This is a genomic window from Bradyrhizobium tunisiense (assembly GCF_042263385.1).
In the GTDB taxonomy this organism is placed as follows: domain Bacteria; phylum Pseudomonadota; class Alphaproteobacteria; order Rhizobiales; family Xanthobacteraceae; genus Bradyrhizobium; species Bradyrhizobium tunisiense.
Map to the genome: position 1 here is coordinate 873,683 of NZ_JBHLEV010000001.1, position 17,037 is coordinate 890,719.

A 17,037-nucleotide genomic window follows, 5' to 3' on the forward strand; every position below is an offset into this window, starting at 1 on the left:
CGCAGTTTGGAGGATTTCGAAACTGGATTTGCTCGAAGAGGCTGCGCGGCTTGCGCGCGATGGCGGCGAACGCGTCAGATGCCCAGATATTTGTGCTGGAGATCCGGTTCCGCCATCAGCTCGTCAGAGGTGCCACTCCACACCGTCCTGCCGCGCTCGATGATGGTGTGGCGATCGCAGATGCGCGCGAGGTGGTCGACGTTCTTGTCGACGACCAGGATCGACTGGCCCCGGCTCTTGAGCAGCGACAGGCAGTTCCAGATTTCTTCGCGGATCAGCGGCGCGAGGCCCTCGGTCGCTTCGTCCAGAATCAGGAGCTTCGGGTTGGTCATCAGGGCGCGGCCGATCGCGAGCATCTGCTGCTCGCCGCCGGAGAGCTGGTTGCCCATGTTGGCCGCGCGCTCGGCGAGGCGCGGGAACAGCACATAGATCGCGGCCAGCGTCCAGGGATTGGGGCTGCCGAAACGATCGGCCGCGGCCGCGACCAGATTTTCGCGGACGGTGAGGTTCGGGAAGATCTGACGTCCCTCGGGGACCAGGCCGACGCCGAGTTTTGCAATTCTGTAGGACGGAAGCTGCCTGACCTCGGCGCCCGCGAAACGGATGCTGCCGGCGCGGGCCGGCGTCAGGCCCATGATGGAGCGGATCGTCGTGGTCTTGCCCATGCCGTTGCGTCCCATCAGCGAGACCATCTCGCCCGGCTTGATCGATAGCGACAGACCGAACAGCACCTGGGATACGCCGTAGCAGGTTTCGATGCCTTCGACGTCGAGCAGCGTGTCAGCCATGATGCGTCACCACGTGCTGATCGCCGAGATAGGCGCGCTTGACGTCCTCGTTCTGGCGGATCGCCGCGGGATCGCCGGAGGCGATGACGCGGCCATAGACCAGCACCGAGATGCGGTCGGCGAGCGCGAACACCGCCGCCATGTCGTGCTCGACAAGCACGATCGACACTTCCTTCCGCAGCTCCTGGAGCAGCTTCACCATGCGCTGGGATTCGGTAACACCCAAGCCGGCCATCGGCTCATCCAGCAGCAGCAGTTTCGGCTTGCTCGCGAGCGCGACCGCGAGCTCGAGCTCGCGACGCTCGCCATGGCTGAGCCTGGACACCACGACATCGGCGCGATGCAACAGGCCGACGCGATCGAGCGCGGCATGCGCGGCGTCGCGCAAACCTTTCTCCTTGCGCGCATTGGCGAAGAAGCGGAACGAGGTGCCGGCATGCGCCTGGGCTGCGAGCGCGACGTTGTCCGCGGCGGTGAAGTCGAGCAGCAACGAGGTGATCTGGAACGAACGCGCAAGGCCCAGCGCGCAGCGGCGATAGGCCGGCAGGTAGGTGATGTCGCGCCCGGCCAGCGAGACGCTGCCGGAATGCGGCTCGAGGTGCCCGGTGAGCTGGCTGATCAGCGTGGTCTTGCCGGCCCCGTTCGGGCCGATGATGGCGTGCAGCTCGCCGCTGGCGACGTCGAGCGAGACGTTGTCGGTTGCGATGATGCCGCCGAAGCGGCGCACCAGCTTTTCGACGCGGAGCAGGGGTTCAGCCACGGCCGGCCCTCCCGAGCATGCCCATGATGCCGCCGCGACCGAAAAGGACGATCAGCAGCAGCAGCGGGCCCATGATCAGCGCCCAATATTCGGTGATCTGCGACAGGAATTCTTCCAGCAGCAGGAACACGACCGAGCCCATGACCGGGCCGAACAGCGTGCCCATGCCGCCCAGGATCACCATGACCATGAGATCACCGGAGCGGGTCCAGTACATCACGGCCGGGCTGACGAAATCGGTGTTGTTGGCGAGCAGCGCGCCGGCGAGCCCGCACATGGTGCCCGAGATCACGAAGCAGACGAGCTGGTAGCGCTTGGCGGGGAAGCCGATCGCCTGCATGCGCTGCTCGTTGGAGCGCAGGCCCTGCACGACGAGGCCGAAGCGCGAATTGACGATGCGCCAGATCAGGAAGATGACGGCGAGCAGGCAGGCGAGGCAGAGATAATAGAACTGCGTGCGGTTGCCGAGATCGATCAGCCCGGAGAAGTCGCTGCGCTTGTAGACGGTGAGACCATCGTCGCCGCCGTAACGCGCGAGGCCCGAGGCGACGTAATAGGCCATCTGGGCGAAGGCCAATGTGATCATGATGAAATAGACGCCACGGGTGCGAAGGGAGAGCGCACCGATCACGAGCGCGTAGATCGCGGAAGCCGCGAGCGCGACCGGGAACTGGATGAAGCCGCTCCCTACGCCTTCCTGCGCGAGCATGCCGACCGCATAACCGCCGATGCCGAGATAGGCGGCGTGGCCAAAGCTCATCATGCCGCCGAAGCCCATGATGAGATTGAGGCTCGCGGCCGCCAGGGCCAGGATGATGATGCGGGTGAACAGCGTCAGGATGAAGATGTTGCCCGACATTTGCGAATAGAGCGGCAGCAGCACGAGGCCCGCCAGCACCAGGACCGTGACGGCCTTGCTCACCGTGAAAGCCTTCATCGACGGTTGGCCGGAAACAGCCCCTCCGGCCGAACCACCAGCACGATCGCCATGAGGAGATAGATCAGCATGGACGACAGCGCGGGCGCGGCGGTGGAGGCAGCGGCGCCGCTCAGCACCTGCCGCAGCAGATTGGGCAGGAAGGCGCGGCCGAGCGTGTCGATCATGCCGACGAAGATCGCGGCGAGGAAGGCGCCACGGATCGAGCCGATGCCGCCGATCACGATGATGACGAAGGCGAGGATCAGGATGTTCTCGCCCATGCCGATCTGCACGGTGAGGATCGGCGCCTGCATCAGCCCGGCAAGGCCGGCGAGCGCGGCGCCAAGCCCGAACACCAGCGTGTAGAGCAGCTTGATGTTGATGCCGAGCGCGCCGATCATCTCGCGGTTGGAGGCGCCGGCCCGGATCAACATGCCGATGCGGGTGCGCATCACGCCGAGATAGAGCAGCAGCGCGACCAGCAGCGCGACGACGATGATGGCAAGGCGATAGGCGGGATAATGGATGCCGGGCAGGATCGGCACCGGCACGGTGAGCCAGGCCGGCAGCGGCAGCGCCAGGCCCGCCGGGCCCCAGATCAGCCGCACGGCCTCGTTGAAGAACAGGATCAGGCCGAAGGTCGCGAGCACGTGGTCGAGATGGTCGCGGCCGTAGAGATGCCGCAGGGCCGACACTTCGAGCACGATGCCGAGCACGAGCGTGGCCCCTAACGCCATCAGCGCACCGAGCAGGAAGCTGCCGGTCCACGCCGCGAAGGTCGCGGCGAAATAGGCGCCCATCATGTAGAGCGAGCCGTGCGCGAGGTTGACGAGATCCATGATCCCGAACACCAACGTCAAGCCGGCTGCGAGCAGGAACAGCAGCAGGCCGAACTGCAATCCGTTCAGGAACTGTTCGACGACGAGCAGCATCAAGACTCTTTCAGGCGCACGCGGTGTCGCGCCGATGTTCGAGCACGGTCGCCATCAGTGAAAGAGCTCCCCCTGCCTGTTCAAGGCGGAAAAATGGGTAATGGCAGTATCGTTCCGAGGCAAGAGCGATTCGACATTCAACATGCACTTTGTTGCATCCCGGCGCAGGCGAGCCGAAACCTGCCCTGCAATGCAAAAAGGTTGCCGCGCGACATGGGTCAAGCTGCCGCACCCAAACGATCACCCTCCCCCGGGCGGGCCGAGGGAGGGTGCGACGTTCGTTGGAATGTGAGCGTCTAGTGCGACGTCATCCGCTGGGGAAGGTCATCCGGTTCGGCGAGCACGCTATTGGCCGTCGAGGCCTCCAGCGCCGCCATCCGGAACAGATAGGCGAGCGTCGCCAGTCCGGTGTCTTCCGCCATCTGCGCCAGCTCGATCGCCATGTCGGACATGTAGCCGAGATTCTCGTCCTTGATCTGCGCCATGATCTGGCTGTCCCGCATCATGTTCGACATCTCAGGCGCTCTTTCGTTGCGCGGCAGCAGCGCCGCAGAGGTTGGCACGGGCAATGCAGTCGATCCGCGGACCGTCCTGCTGGACGACGCTCGTCATCCCGATACGGTCACGCACGACATCGAGCGACTCCTGACGGATCTCGATCGTTGCCGCCATGGTCCAGGAATTCTCCACCAGCGCGGGCAATCCCAGCGGCACCACGAGGAATCCGATGTCGTGGAAGCGCGGCAGCCACCAGGTCTCCATCACGAGGCAAAGCCGCTCGATGCCCTGGTCGAGACAGAACTCCTGCGCAGCCGCCATCAATTGCAGATTGAATGCGCCGTCGCGGCGCTCGCGCGAGACGAAGAAGCGCGACCACTCCCAGACCAGCGGATGCGAGGGGCAACCGCGCACCGTGGCGAGATGCGGGAAGACCTCGCTCATCATCGTCGGCCTGGTGGTCGGATAAAGGCGCGAGCCGCCGAGGACCCGGCGGTTCTCGAGAGCCAGCAGGTAGACCGCGTCCTCATTGTCGTAGGTATCGATCTCGCGGCCATCGGGCTTGCGCAACGCCTCCCATTTCCGCTCCTCGACGAAAATCTCGTGACGAACCCGAAAATGCTGTTCGAGGACGTCCTCGTACAGGTGCCGGTTAACGGCTGAAATCACATGAATCATGAACTCCCCCATGGCTTGAAATGAGGGGAGCCTCGGCGAAAAAGGCAAAACCGACTATTGGGAAATTTCCCAGTAGGCGAGGATTTCAGGGATTGATGATTCTGTGGCGGATCGCGATCGCGACCGCATGCGTCCGGTTGACGGCGCCGAGCTTGCGCGCGGCGGTTGAAAGATGCTCTTCCGCCGTGCGCTGCGTGATGTGCAGGATCTCGCCGATCTCCCACGCCGACTTGCCCTGCGAGGCCCAGGCGATCACCTCGCGCTCGCGGGGGGTGAGGCGCATCGATGGATGCGGCGCCGGATCGAGCAGACGGCGAATGTGGTCGAAGCCGTACATCCCGATCAGGTGCAACGCCGGCTTGCTGCGCGCATTGAGATCGAGGTGGACGCCACTGAGCGAGACGCCGGCCTCGTAGCCGGTCAGGCCGTGGATCGGCACGACGAAGCCACGCGACATGCGGAAATCGGCGGCGCGCCGCATCACCTCCACCGCACCCGGCTCCAGCTCCGCATCGTACGGCGCTTCAGACCATTCGAACGGGTTCACCGTCTGCCGGCATTTGCGGATCACGGGATCGACACGGTCGTAGCTCTTTTGGGTGTAGAGGCTGAACCATTCCGCCGGCCACTTCTTGGCGAGCACCATCTGGGAAAAGCGTTGCTCGGGATTGGGCAGGCCCGTCACGATGATATGTTCGAAACCGTAGCGGCCGAACGCGGCTGCAAGCGCGTCCATGGCGTCCGGAACCTTGGTGTAGGCTCCGAGCCCTTCGATGAAGTCGAGCGCCTCCCGGCCATAATCAACGGCGTCTGCGGCGGACATCGGTGCGTTTCCTGACCCTCGCCCCTCCGTATAGCACGTATTCGGGAGCGGCCTCAAATGCGCTGCGGCCGTAGTTTCCCGGTGCTCATCTGCTCGGAAGATTTCAGCTACTTGTGGCAGAATAGGCATCAAGTTACACCTGAGCGGTCCGCAGCGGGAAAAACAGATGGAAGACGAGGACATTGCCCTCAACAGCGTGCTCGGCCTCGAATTGAACCGCGTGTTTTTCGCCGTCCACGAAACGGCGAACAAGCAGAAGATCATCGAGTTCGCGCGCGAGGTGCTGCAAGGCGAGCGCGAGGCGCTGGCCGACAGCGTCTCGCCCGAGGAACCGGCAAGCTGAAGCGCGGTTGCGGCGAACGATGCCGATGCAACAGATCACGCGACGCCGCCGTCCATTCGAAACGCGTTGTTTTAGTCGAAACAATCTGAACGAGAAGTTGCCTTTGCTTCTCCCCTTGTGGGAGAAGGTGGCGAAGCGCCGGATGAGGGGTTGTCTCCGCGCACTCATCGCGGCAGGATCATTCGCGGAAACAACCCCTCATCCGTCTCGCCGCTGAGCGGCGAGCCACCCTCTCCCACAAGGGGAGTGGGAAGGCAGCGCCGCCATGATGGTGTCGGGATGCCCTCTTCATGATGACGCTGCGCCAGGTTGAAGTGATCCGGGCCGTGATGGTGACGGGCACCATCGGCGGTGCGGCGAAGCTGCTCAACGTCTCGGCGCCGGGCATCAGCCGCCTCGTCAAATACACCGAGCGCTCACTCGGCATCCGCTTCTTCCAGCGCCAGAACGGGCGTTACTTCCCGACGCCGGAAGCCGAAAATATCTTCGAGCAGATCAACGGCGTCTACAAGAAGGTCGACGATCTCTCGGAGATCATCTCCAAGATCGGCCGCGGCGGGTTGTCCGAACTGCGGATCGGCTCGGTACCCAGCATCTCGCAGGTGATGGTGCCGCGCGCGATCGAGCGTGTCCGCCGCCGCTATCCCGACCTCGGTATCGACATCAACATCCTCAAGCTTGAGGAGGCCATCGACTATCTCATGCTCGGGCGCGGCGAGTGCGTGGCGATGAGCTACCGGCTGGAGCATTCCGCGCTCGACTTCATGCCGCTCGCCTCGGGCGAGCTGTACTGCATCGTGCCACCGGGACACGAGCTCGCCGGCCGCAAGCAGGTCTCGGCCGCCGAGATCACCCGCTACCCGCTGATCGGCATCGATCCCAACGATCCCTACGGCCGGATCATGGCCGAAATCTTCGCGCGCAACCGGCTTGACTACGACATCACCATCCGCGCGCGCTTCGGTACCACGGTCTGCGCGCTGGTGAAGGCCGGACTCGGCATCGCCATCATCGACCAGTTCACGGTGGCCCATGGCGGCTATCCCGGAATCGAGCTCTTGAAGATCGCCGAGCCGACGCGGTTCGACACCTACATCGCGGTCAAGCGCGGCGCGCCGCTGTCGCTCCATGCCGAGTATTTCATCGAGGCGCTGCGCACCGAGATGCGCGCGGTCGAGCCGTCCCGCGGCAATGGAAAGGCGGCGCCGGGGCGCGGGCGAAAGAGATAACATGATGTTAGGTTTGCCGGATAAAAGGGTAATTGTGTTAGGCAACGGAAAGGCTATCGTCGCAGCTGGAAGCTCCCTTGGAGTTGCGCGGATTTTCCCGCTAATGACCGGGACCGAACGCTCCCTTTGAGACGATAGCGAACCATGTCGAAGCGCGGATACGCCGCCAGCCAGAAGCTCCTCACCGGCCTGATCGGCGCGCCGATCGCGCATTCCGCGTCCCCTGCCATGCACGAGCGCGCCGCCGAGGCGCTCGGCCTGCGCGGCCACTACCAGCTCATCGAGGTCGCCGGCGCCGACGCGGCCGGGCTGCGCATGATGCTCGAAGGCGTGCGGCGGCTCGGCTTTGCCGGCGTCAACATCACCTATCCCTACAAGGAAGCGGTGGTCCCGCTGCTCGACGCGCTGGCGCCGGGCGCAGCCGCCATGGGCGCGGTCAACACCGTCGTCGTCAGAGACGGCCGCCTGACCGGCCACAACACCGACACCACCGGCTTTGCGCGCGCGGTGGCGCCGCTGCTGGCCGCGTCCGCCAACGCCGTGGCGGTGATCGGCGCCGGCGGCGTCGGCAAGGCGATCGCGTTTGCACTGGCGAGCCTCGGCGTGACCGACATCCGCATCGTCGACAGCGAGCCGGCGCGCGCCGAAAAGCTGGTTTCCCTGCTCGCCCCGCGCGGCGGCGCACGCGCTGCCGCCAGCGTCGAGGATGCACTCGATGGCGCAACCGGCCTCGTCAACGGCACGCCGGTCGGCATGCTGCCGAACCGGGACACGCCGGTGCCGGCGGCACTGCTCAGGGCGGACCTGTGGGTCGCCGACGCCGTCTATTCGCCGCTGATCACGCCGCTGCTGGCCGCAGCCCGAGAGAAGGGCGCCCGGACCATGACCGGCCGCGAGCTCGCAATCTACCAGGCGGCGGATGCCTTCGAACTGTTCACCGGCCTTGCCCCATCGACGGAAGTCATGGGAGAGGCTTTCGATGCCGTGATGGCTGCGCGCAGCGCCGCCTATCAGGCAGCTTGAGACGAGGCGGCCGGATACAAGGCCGCTTGCAAAATTTGAAACGTGAGGAGACGACGATGAAATCAACGCTACTGGTGGGCGCGCTGCTCACCGCCATGACCGCAACCAGCGCCTTTGCCCAGGCGATCAAGCTCGCCGACGTCGCCGAGCTCTCGGGTGGCGGCGCCACCGTCGGCACCAACTGGAAGAACGGCATCGATCTCGCGATCGAGGAGATCAACGCCAAGGGCGGCGTGCTCGGCCGCAAGCTGGAGGTGACCCACGCCGACTCGCAATCCAATCCGGGCGTGGCGCGTGCCCAGGTCCAGAAGGCGCTCGACGCCGAGCCCTACGTGCTGCTCGGGCCCGGCTATTCTGGCTCGGTGAAGGTCACAGCCCCGCTCGCGGCCGAAGCCGGCATCGCGCAGATCATGGGCGGCGAAGCGGCCGAGCTGACGCAGGGCGGCAACAAGTTCCTGTTCCGCACCTCGTTCGGCCAGCAATCCTCGATGCCGAAGGTTGCGAAGTACATCCACGACGAGATGAAGGCGAAGACGGTCGCAGTGGTCTGGGTCAACAACGACTTTGGCCGCGGCGGGCGCGATGTCGTCATCAAGGAGCTGGACCGGCTCGGCTCGAAGGTGGTCGCCGACCTCTCCACCGAAGCGGGTCAGGCCGATTTCGCCGCTGACGTCGGCAAGATCAAGGCTGCCAATCCCGACGCCGTCTTCGTCTATCTCAACGAGGAAGAGAGCGCGCGCATCCTGAAAGAGCTGAAGCGCCAGGGCGTCAGCGCACCGCTGATGGGCGAGACCACGCTGATCGGCCAGAAGGTGATCGAGCTTGCGGGCGATGCCGCCAACGGGGCACGCGGCCATGTCGGCCTCACCACCGATGCGCCGGTCGACCTGATCAAGCAATTCCGCGAGAAGTTCTCGAAGAAGTACAATTACGTCCCCGACCACAACGGCCTGAAGGGCTATCTCGCGGTCTACATGGTGAAGGCCACCACCGAGAAGATGGGCAAGGTCGACCCGAAGAAATTCGCCGACACGCTGCACGGCCTCACCATCAAGGCCGCGGACGAGCCGGGCATCCTGATGGACGTCACCTTCAGCGAGACCGGCGACATCGACCGCCAGAGCTTTCTGGTGGAGGTGGTCGAGGGCAAGCAGGTCGTGAAGCAGGTGCTGCCTAAGGTGAAGTGAGGTCTTCCCTTCTCCCTCGCCCCGCCCTTGGCGGGGAGAGGGAGTGATAGGCCTGAATTCGCGTGGCGTTCACTCGGGCTCTAACGATCAAAGAGAACCCATGTCCAACCTATTCGATCTTCTGGTCGCAGGACTTGCCACCGGCGCGATCTATGCGCTGGTCGCGGTCGGCTTCACGCTGCTGTGGCAGACCTCGCAGACCATCAATTTCGCGCAGGGCGAGTTCGTGATGCTGCCGGCCTTCCTGATGCTGGCGGCGATGCATGTCGGCGCGCCGTTCTGGCTCGCGATCATCCTCGGCATCCTCTTGTCGATGATCCTGCTCGGCCTCGCCTTCAAGCTGCTGCTGGTGGACCCCATGATGCGCCACGGCGTGCTGCCACTCGCGATCGCAACCATGGCGTTGGCGATCGGCATCAAGGAATCCGTCAAGCAGTTCTTCAGCGCCGAAGCCCAACCCTTTCCATCCATCGTGCCGACCGGTGACGTCTCCATTTTCGGCTATGCGGTGTCGCTGCAGAGCATCGGCGTGCTCATCGTCGCCATCCTCGCCGTGGGCGGCCTGACCACGCTGCTCAACCGCACCTCGCTCGGCCACCAGATGCAGGCGGCTGCCCAGAACCCGACGGTGGCGCGCATCATCGGCGTGCCGGTCGAGCGCATGATCCTGCTGACCTTCCTGATCAATGCCTTCCTGGTGGCGCTGGCTTCGTTGCTGATCACGCCGATCTATCTCGCCAAATTCTCATCCGGCGAGGTGCTGGGCCAGGCCGCCTTCATCGCCGCGATCGTCGGCGGCTTCAACCAGGTGCGCGGGGCGATCGCGGGCGGCCTGCTGATCGGCGTGCTCGACAATCTCGCGGCCGCCTATGTCTCGACGCAGTACCGCGCCGCCGTGCCGATGCTCTTCCTGATCGCCGTCATCCTGTTCCGGCCGCAGGGCTTGCTCGGCCGCGCCGAGGAGCGCACGGTATGACCGGCTTTGCCAAACCCCTGAAGATCGCGCTCGGCCTTGCCGTGATCGCCGCGCTGATCATCGTGCCCATGAACTTCAACCGCTACGGCCTGTTCATCCTGAGCCAATGGGCCGTGATGAGCATCGCCGCGATGGGGCTCAATCTCACGCTCGGCTATGCCGGCCAGGTCTCGCTGGCGCAGGGCGCCTTCGTCGGCATCGGCGCCTATGCGTCCGCCATCATGACCACGCACGGCTGGCCGTTGCCGGCGGCTATTCTGGCCGCGATCGCCTTGAGCTTCGCCGTCGGCTGGGTGCTCGGCTATCCCGCGCTGCGCGTGCAGCATCACTATCTCGCCTTCGTCACGCTCGCCTTCTCCACCCTCGCCTTCCTGGTGTTCCGCAACGAGAGCTGGCTCACCGGCGGCATCTACGGCATCTCCAACATCCCACGCCCGCACATTTTCGGCATCGCGACCAACAAGCCGCTGCCGTTCTATTATGTCTGTCTCGGCGCGCTCGCGATCGTGTCGCTGGCGGTGTGGTGGCTGATCCGTTCGCCCTGGGGCCGCGCCTTCATGGCGCTGCGCGAGAACCCGCTACGCGCGCAATCGCTCGGCATCGACACGCGACGCTACACGCTGATGGCGTTCGCGATCGGCTCGGCGCTCGGCGGCGTCGCCGGCGCGCTCTATGCGCCGTTGACGCAATATATCGATCCGGTGCCGTTCAACCTCTCGCTCTCGCTCGACCTGCTGATGATGGTGATCGTCGGCGGCGCCGGTTTCTATTTCGGGCCGTCCCTCGGGGCGATGATCGCCGTGCTGCTGCCGGAATGGCTGCGCTTCACCGACGGCTATTATCTGATGCTCTACGCGGTGGCCGTGATGCTGCTGCTGATCTGGTCGCCGACCGGCATTCTGGGGATCCTCGACCGTTATCTTGCCGAACGCCGTACCAAGGCAGCGTCCGCGCTGCGCGCCGTCGCAAAATCCCGACTGGAGGCAGCGCAATGAGTGCGGTCCTCGAAGTCACCGACATCAGGAAGAACTTTGGCGGCATCAGCGCCGTCGACGGCGTTTCCTTCGACGTGCGCGAGGGCGAGATCCTCGGCCTGATCGGACCGAACGGCTGCGGCAAGTCGACCCTGTTCAACTGCATCCTCGGCCAGCTCACTCCAAGCGGTGGCGAGGTCAAGCTCGACGGCAAGCTGGTCACCGGCCTGCGTCCCGCCGAGCTCAACAAGCTCGGCGTCAGCCGCACCTTCCAGCTCCTTCAGGTGTTCCCAAAACTCTCGGTCCGCGAGAACCTGATCCTCGCAGGGCAAGAGCATCAGGGCAACATGGCCTCGCGCCTCGTCGGCCGCTCCGATGCCGGGCTCACCGAGACCGCCAACCAGATGATCGGCTTCTTCAAGCTCGACCATCTCGCAGACGAGCCCGCCGGCGGCCTCTCCTATGGCCAGCAAAAGCTGCTCGACGCCGCCATGGCCTTCATGGGCGGCCCGCGCCTCGTGCTGCTCGACGAGCCCGCCGGCGGCGTCAACCCGTCGATGCTGGCGGATCTGAAGGACCGCCTCGTCGCGATCAATCGCGAGAAGAACGCCACCTTCGTCGTGATCGAGCACAACATGGAGTTCGTGATGTCGCTGTGCTCGCGCGTGATGGTGATGGCGGAAGGCAAGGTGCTGGCGATGGGACGGCCGGACGAGGTGCGCAAGAACCCCGCCGTGATCGAAGCCTATCTCGGACATTAGGAAGCGCGAGCCATGAGCGACCCGATCCTCTCGGTTCACAATCTCGTCGGCGGCTACGGCAAGATGACGATCCTGAACGGCACCACGTTCTCGGTGCCGCCGGCGACCATCACCACCATCATCGGCCCCAATGGCGCCGGCAAATCCACCGTGTTCAAGGCGATCTTTGGTCTCTTGAAGCTGCGCGAGGGCAAGATCAGCTTTGCCGGCCGCGACGTCACCAACTTAAGCCAGCGCGCGCTGCTCAATGCCGGCATCTGCTACGTGCCGCAGGGCCGCAACATCTTTCCCGAACTATCGGTGCGCCACAACATCGAGCTCGGCGGCGTCGCCGCCGGAAAGGGTCTCGACCTGCCCCGGCGGATCGAGGCGGCCCTCGACCTGTTCCCGGCGCTGCGGCGGAAGTCGACGCAACAGGCCTCGACGCTCTCGGGCGGCGAGCAGAAGCAGCTCGAGATCGCGCGCTCGCTGTTGCTCGAGCCGAAGCTGGTGTTGGTCGACGAGCCTTCGATCGGGCTATCGCCCCTGATGGTGCAGCAGACCTTCGATATCCTCAAAAGCCTGCGCGACCGCGGCGTCACGATCCTGATGATCGAGCAGAACGCGCGGTCGGCGCTGGAGATCTCGGACATCGGCATCGTGCTCGAGCTGGGCCAGACCCGCATGGTCGACGACGCCAAGCGCATTCTGAACGATCCGCGGATCGGCCAGTTGTTCCTGGGCGGCGCCATGGAGGAGAGCGCGGCATGAACGCGAAAATGCGCATCGCCGTCGCCGGCGCCGGCCTGATCGGCCGCCGCCATATCGAGCTGATCACGGCATTCGAGGACTGCGAGCTCGCCGGCATCGCCGATCCCTCGCCCGCCGCGAAGGATTATGCACTGGCGCACAATTTGCCCTGCTATCCAGACCATCGCGCGCTGCTGGCACAGGAGAAGCCGCACGGTCTCGTCATCGCCTCGCCCAACACGCTGCATTTGCCGATGGCCCTTGATTGCGCCGCGGCGGGCGTTCCCGCGCTGATCGAGAAGCCGGTGACCGAGACGGTTGCCACCGCGCAGCGCCTGTGCGCCGCGGTGAAGCGCACCGGCGTGCCGATGCTGGTCGGTCACCACCGGCGGCACAATCCGATCATCAAGTCGGCCCGTGAGACGGTGGCAAGCGGCAAGCTCGGCCAGCTCACCGCAGTGGCCGGACTGTGGCTGCTGAAAAAACCGGACGATTATTTCGATGTCGCCTGGCGGCGTGAGGCGGGCGGCGGTCCGCTGCTGATCAATTTGATTCATGACATCGACAATCTCCGCTTCATCTGCGGCGAGATCGTCGAGGTGCAGGCGCTGACCTCGAACAAGGTGCGCGGCTTCGCGGTCGAGGACACCGCGGCGCTCCTGCTGCGCTTCGCCAACGGCGCCCTCGGCACGGTGACCGTGTCGGATGCGACGCCGGCACCATGGAGCTGGGAACTCACCTCGGGCGAGAACGCGGTCTATCCCAGACAGGACCAGCCCTGTTACGTCTTCGCCGGAACCAAAGGCTCCCTCTCGGTGCCCGCCATGGAGCTGTGGTCGTATCGACAAGATCCCGGCTGGCACGCGCCGCTGGTTCGCGAGCCCGTCGCACTCTCGGCTTACGATCCGCTCGCCGAGCAGCTTCGGCATTTCCTGGCCGTGATCGCCGGCCGCGAGCAGCCTCTGATTTCGGTCGAGGATGCAATGGGCACGCTCGCCGTCGTCGAGGCCGTCAGCGAAGCGGCGCGCACGGGACAAAAGATCTCCCCGGGGCAGATCATGGAGCAGGCCGCATGAACAAGCGTTCGATCGCCACCGTCTCCCTCTCGGGCTCCCTCGACGAAAAGCTCCGCGCCATTGCAGCGGCCGGCTTCGACGCGGTCGAGATCTTCGAGAACGATCTGCTGTCGTTCGGCTCAGGCCCGCGCGAGATCGCTATGCTCTGCAAGGACCTCAATCTCGAGATCTGCGCGTTCCAGCCGTTCCGCGATTTCGAAGGCATGCCCGAGCCGCAGCGCGCCCGCAACTTTGCCCGCGCGGAACGAAAGTTCGATCTGATGCAGGAGCTCGGCACCGACCTGCTGCTGATCTGCTCCAACGTCTCGCCCGTCTCGCTCGGCGGCATCGACCGCGCCGCCGATGATTTTCGCGAGCTGGGCGAACGCGCGGCCAAGCGCTCCGTGCGCGTCGGCTACGAGGCATTGGCCTGGGGACGCCATGTCAACGACTACCGCGACGCCTGGGAGATCGTACGGCGCGCCGATCATCCCGCGATCGGGATCATCCTCGACAGCTTTCACGCGCTCGCACCGGGCTTTCCAACCCGCGCGATGGCCTCGATCCCCGGCGACAGGATCTTTCTGGTGCAACTCGCGGACGCGCCGAAGCTCGAGCTCGATATCCTGTCCTGGAGCCGGCACTTCCGGTCCTTTCCCGGCCAGGGCGATCTGCCGGTCGGCGAGTTCATGGCGGCGATCGCAGCAACCGGCTATGCCGGACCGCTGTCGCTGGAGATCTTCAACGACCAGTTCCGCGCCGGCTCGGCTGCGCAGACCGCGGTGGACGGCCTGCGCTCACTGATCCTGCTGGAGGACCAGCTTGCACCGGATTGGCCGAAATTCGCCGCCGAGCCGCTGGCGCCGAAGGCGAAGAGTCGCGGTACCGGGTTCATCGAATTTGCCGTCAACGAGACCAAGGCCGGCGAGCTCGCCCGTCTGTTTTCGCAACTCGGCTTCCGCAAGACGGGCGCGCATCGCAGCAAGGCGGTGGAGCGCTGGTCGCAGGGCAAGGTAGAGCTCGTCATCAACAGCGAGACCGACGGGTTTGCCCATTCCCACTACGTCACGCACGGCCCCGGCGTCTGCGCGATCGCGCTCGACGTCGACAATGCCGGCCTTGCCATGCAGCGTGCCGAGACGCTGAAGGCGCGCACCTTCTACCAGCCGGTCGGGCCGGGCGAGCTGGAAATCCCCGCGATCCACGGTGTCGGCGGCAGCCTGCTCTATTTCCTCGACCAGGCCGGCAAGAACTGGGACACGGATTTCGAGCCTGTTGCGAGCGATGCGGGGGCGGATGCGCTGCTCGCCGTCGATCACATCGCGCAGTCGATGCCCTATGACGAGATGCTGTCCTGGCTGCTGTTCTACACCGGCATCCTCGACCTGACGCGGCTGCCGCAGATGGAGATCGCCGACCCCAGAGGTCTGGTGCAGAGCCAGGCCATCATCAACGCCGACCAGAGCCTGCGCTTCGTGCTCAACGGCTCTTCCGCCAACCGCACGCTGCCGGCGCGCTTCATCTCGGAGTTCTTCGGATCAGGCGTGCAGCACGTCGCATTCGCGTGCCCGGACATTTTTGCGGCGGTCGCGGAGATGCGCAAGCGCGGCGCGGATTTCCTGGACATCCCCGATAATTACTACGACGACATCGAAGCCAAATACGACCTCGCGCCCGAGCTGATGGCGCAGTTGCGCGTCAACCACATCCTCTACGATCGCGAGGGCGACGGCGAGTTCTTCCAGGTCTACACCCACATCTTCGACGAGCGCTTCTTCTTCGAGATCGTGGAGCGGCGGGACTACCGGGGCTTTGGCGCGGCCAATGCCGGAATCAGGCTCGCAGCGCAAGCCCGCGAGGTGCGGCCGGCGAGCATGCCGAGGGTATAGGTGTCTCTTTCTCGCACGTCGTTCTCCTCATCGTCATTGCGAGGAGCCCTTGCGACGAAGCAATCCAGACTGCCTCCGCGGAGGGATTCTGGATTGCTTCGCTGCGCTCGCAATGACTGTGCGGAGGCTATCGAGGAACATAGGGTGGGCAAAGGCGCGCTTGCGCCGTGCCCACCACCTCGCCGATTATGCGGTGCGAATGGTGGGCACGCTTCGCTTTGCCCACCCTACGATACTTACAATTGAAGGGGCAGAAGAGCCCCCTCATTCGGCGGCTACGCCGACCTCACTTCATCTTGCACTTCTCGTGGAAGCGATCCTGGTCGTTCTCGACGATGGTCGCGACCGTCTTGAGCGCGAGCTGGCCTTCGGCGTCCTTGACCACGTCCTGCAGGTAGAAGTTCTGAATCGGGATGTGGTTGTTGCCGAACTTGAACGCGCCGCGCACCGACTTGAAGTTGGCCTTCTCCATTTCGGCCTTCATTGCGTCCTTCTTGCTGGTGTCGCCCTTCACGGCGACGACGGCGCTGTTGATCAGGTTCGCAGCGTCGTAGGACTGCGCGCCATAGAAGGTCGGACGCAGGCCGGGATACTTCTTGCGGTAGTCGGCGACGAAGCGCTTGTTCTGTTCGTTGGGGAGGTCGTTGACCCATTGCTGCGCGCCGGGCACCCCGAGCGCGTTCTCCTTCTGGAGCGGCAGCGACAGCTCGTCGATGGTGAAGGCGGTGTAGAGCGGCATCGTGCTCTTCAGCCCGGCCTGAGCATATTGGTTCAGGAATTGTACGCCCGCAGCACCTGGATAGAACACGAAGATCGACTCGGCGCCGGAGGCACGCGCCTTGGAGAGCTCGGCCGAGAAGTCGAGCTGGCTCGGCCACACCGTGTATTCCTCACCCACGACCTGCCCTTTGAAGGTACTCTTGACACCAGCCAGCATGTCCTTGCCGGCGGCGTAGTTCGGGCCGATCAGGAACACCGACTTGACGCCCTTCTGGTTCATATAGGTGCCGACCGCCTGCGGTGTCTGGTCGTTCTGCCAGGAAGTCGAGAACACGTAAGGCGAGCACAGATCGCCCGCGAGCTGCGAAGGGCCGGCATTGGCCGAGATCAGGAAGGTCTGCGAATCCACCGCGGTCTTGAGCGAGGCCAGCAGCACGTTCGACCAGATGTAGCCGACGATGAAATCGACCTTGTCGGACTGTACCAGCTTCTCGGTCTTCTGCTTGCCGACGTCGGGCTTCTGCCCGTCGTCCTCGTAGATCACCTCGACCGGCTTGCCGTCCATCTTGCGGCCGAGATGATCGAGCGCGAGCTCGAAGGAGTTGCGCATGTCGTTGCCGATCACGGCGGTCGGGCCGCTGAAGGTCGAAACGAAGCCGATCTTGATGGTGTCGCCGGCGGATGCCTGATTTGCCAGCACGAGCGCCGCTGCGCCCGCCAGCCAGAATGCCGTCCTCATAACCACTCCCCTCC

General features: G+C 64.7%; 18 protein-coding genes. 10 read left to right on the forward strand and 8 right to left on the reverse strand.

Going from position 1 to position 17,037, the window contains the following annotated elements:
* Positions 1–74 precede the first annotated feature (74 nt).
* The 7 genes from ACFDR6_RS04185 to ACFDR6_RS04215 form a co-directional block, all read right to left on the reverse strand.
* The gene (locus ACFDR6_RS04185; RefSeq protein ID WP_212084037.1) at positions 75–788 is read right to left on the reverse strand and encodes an ABC transporter ATP-binding protein; all 714 of its coding nucleotides are present in this window, start codon (positions 786–788) and stop codon (positions 75–77) included.
* Positions 781–1,548, reverse strand: coding sequence for an ABC transporter ATP-binding protein (locus ACFDR6_RS04190; protein WP_212084035.1), 768 nt, complete (start codon positions 1,546–1,548; stop codon positions 781–783). Before ACFDR6_RS04190 ends, ACFDR6_RS04185 begins: the two co-directional genes overlap by 8 nt.
* Positions 1,541–2,485, reverse strand: a complete 945-nt coding sequence (locus tag ACFDR6_RS04195; protein ID WP_212084033.1) for a branched-chain amino acid ABC transporter permease — start codon at positions 2,483–2,485, stop codon at positions 1,541–1,543. Before ACFDR6_RS04195 ends, ACFDR6_RS04190 begins: the two co-directional genes overlap by 8 nt.
* Positions 2,482–3,399, reverse strand: coding sequence for a branched-chain amino acid ABC transporter permease (locus ACFDR6_RS04200; RefSeq protein WP_212084031.1), 918 nt, complete (start codon positions 3,397–3,399; stop codon positions 2,482–2,484). The genes ACFDR6_RS04195 and ACFDR6_RS04200 overlap by 4 nt, the downstream gene beginning before the upstream one ends.
* A gap of 296 nt (positions 3,400–3,695) precedes the next feature.
* Entirely contained in the window at positions 3,696–3,914 is a 219-nt protein-coding gene (locus tag ACFDR6_RS04205) for a hypothetical protein (protein WP_212084029.1), read from the reverse strand.
* Between the two features lies 1 nt (position 3,915).
* Positions 3,916–4,575: an acyl-homoserine-lactone synthase gene (locus ACFDR6_RS04210; protein ID WP_212084027.1), complete on the reverse strand. Its 660-nt coding sequence runs from the start codon at positions 4,573–4,575 to the stop codon at positions 3,916–3,918.
* An 85-nt stretch (positions 4,576–4,660) separates the two neighbouring features.
* Positions 4,661–5,398: a helix-turn-helix transcriptional regulator gene (locus ACFDR6_RS04215; RefSeq protein ID WP_212084025.1), complete on the reverse strand. Its 738-nt coding sequence runs from the start codon at positions 5,396–5,398 to the stop codon at positions 4,661–4,663.
* A 166-nt stretch (positions 5,399–5,564) separates the two neighbouring features.
* On the opposite strand from ACFDR6_RS04215, the gene ACFDR6_RS04220 reads away from it, so the two are divergent.
* The 10 genes from ACFDR6_RS04220 (at position 5,565) to ACFDR6_RS04265 (ending at position 15,564) form a co-directional block, all read left to right on the forward strand.
* Positions 5,565–5,741, forward strand: coding sequence for a hypothetical protein (locus tag ACFDR6_RS04220; RefSeq protein ID WP_212084018.1), 177 nt, complete (start codon positions 5,565–5,567; stop codon positions 5,739–5,741).
* A gap of 290 nt (positions 5,742–6,031) precedes the next feature.
* Positions 6,032–6,970, forward strand: a complete 939-nt coding sequence (locus tag ACFDR6_RS04225) for a LysR family transcriptional regulator (RefSeq protein ID WP_212084016.1) — start codon at positions 6,032–6,034, stop codon at positions 6,968–6,970.
* Between the two features lie 144 nt (positions 6,971–7,114).
* Positions 7,115–7,993, forward strand: coding sequence for a shikimate dehydrogenase (locus ACFDR6_RS04230; protein ID WP_375857498.1), 879 nt, complete (start codon positions 7,115–7,117; stop codon positions 7,991–7,993).
* 56 nt (positions 7,994–8,049) lie between these two features.
* A complete protein-coding gene (locus ACFDR6_RS04235) occupies positions 8,050–9,180 on the forward strand; it encodes an ABC transporter substrate-binding protein (RefSeq protein WP_212084005.1) in 1,131 nt (376 codons plus the stop codon).
* Between the two features lie 100 nt (positions 9,181–9,280).
* Positions 9,281–10,156 (forward strand): branched-chain amino acid ABC transporter permease, encoded by an 876-nt coding sequence (locus ACFDR6_RS04240; protein ID WP_375857499.1) that lies wholly within the window; start codon positions 9,281–9,283, stop codon positions 10,154–10,156.
* A complete protein-coding gene (locus tag ACFDR6_RS04245; RefSeq protein WP_375857500.1) occupies positions 10,153–11,151 on the forward strand; it encodes a branched-chain amino acid ABC transporter permease in 999 nt (332 codons plus the stop codon). Before ACFDR6_RS04240 ends, ACFDR6_RS04245 begins: the two co-directional genes overlap by 4 nt.
* Positions 11,148–11,891 carry an ABC transporter ATP-binding protein gene (locus ACFDR6_RS04250; protein WP_212083998.1) on the forward strand — a complete coding sequence of 248 codons (744 nt, stop codon included), beginning with the start codon at positions 11,148–11,150 and terminating at the stop codon, positions 11,889–11,891. The genes ACFDR6_RS04245 and ACFDR6_RS04250 overlap by 4 nt, the downstream gene beginning before the upstream one ends.
* 12 nt (positions 11,892–11,903) lie before the next feature.
* A complete protein-coding gene (locus tag ACFDR6_RS04255; protein ID WP_375857502.1) occupies positions 11,904–12,641 on the forward strand; it encodes an ABC transporter ATP-binding protein in 738 nt (245 codons plus the stop codon).
* A complete protein-coding gene (locus ACFDR6_RS04260) occupies positions 12,638–13,696 on the forward strand; it encodes a Gfo/Idh/MocA family protein (RefSeq protein ID WP_375857503.1) in 1,059 nt (352 codons plus the stop codon). The genes ACFDR6_RS04255 and ACFDR6_RS04260 overlap by 4 nt, the downstream gene beginning before the upstream one ends.
* Positions 13,693–15,564, forward strand: a complete 1,872-nt coding sequence (locus ACFDR6_RS04265) for a bifunctional sugar phosphate isomerase/epimerase/4-hydroxyphenylpyruvate dioxygenase family protein (protein WP_375857504.1) — start codon at positions 13,693–13,695, stop codon at positions 15,562–15,564. Before ACFDR6_RS04260 ends, ACFDR6_RS04265 begins: the two co-directional genes overlap by 4 nt.
* 286 nt (positions 15,565–15,850) lie before the next feature.
* Here the strand turns inward: ACFDR6_RS04265 and ACFDR6_RS04270 are convergent, their stop codons facing one another.
* A complete protein-coding gene (locus tag ACFDR6_RS04270; RefSeq protein ID WP_212083990.1) occupies positions 15,851–17,023 on the reverse strand; it encodes an ABC transporter substrate-binding protein in 1,173 nt (390 codons plus the stop codon).
* Positions 17,024–17,037 lie beyond the last annotated feature (14 nt).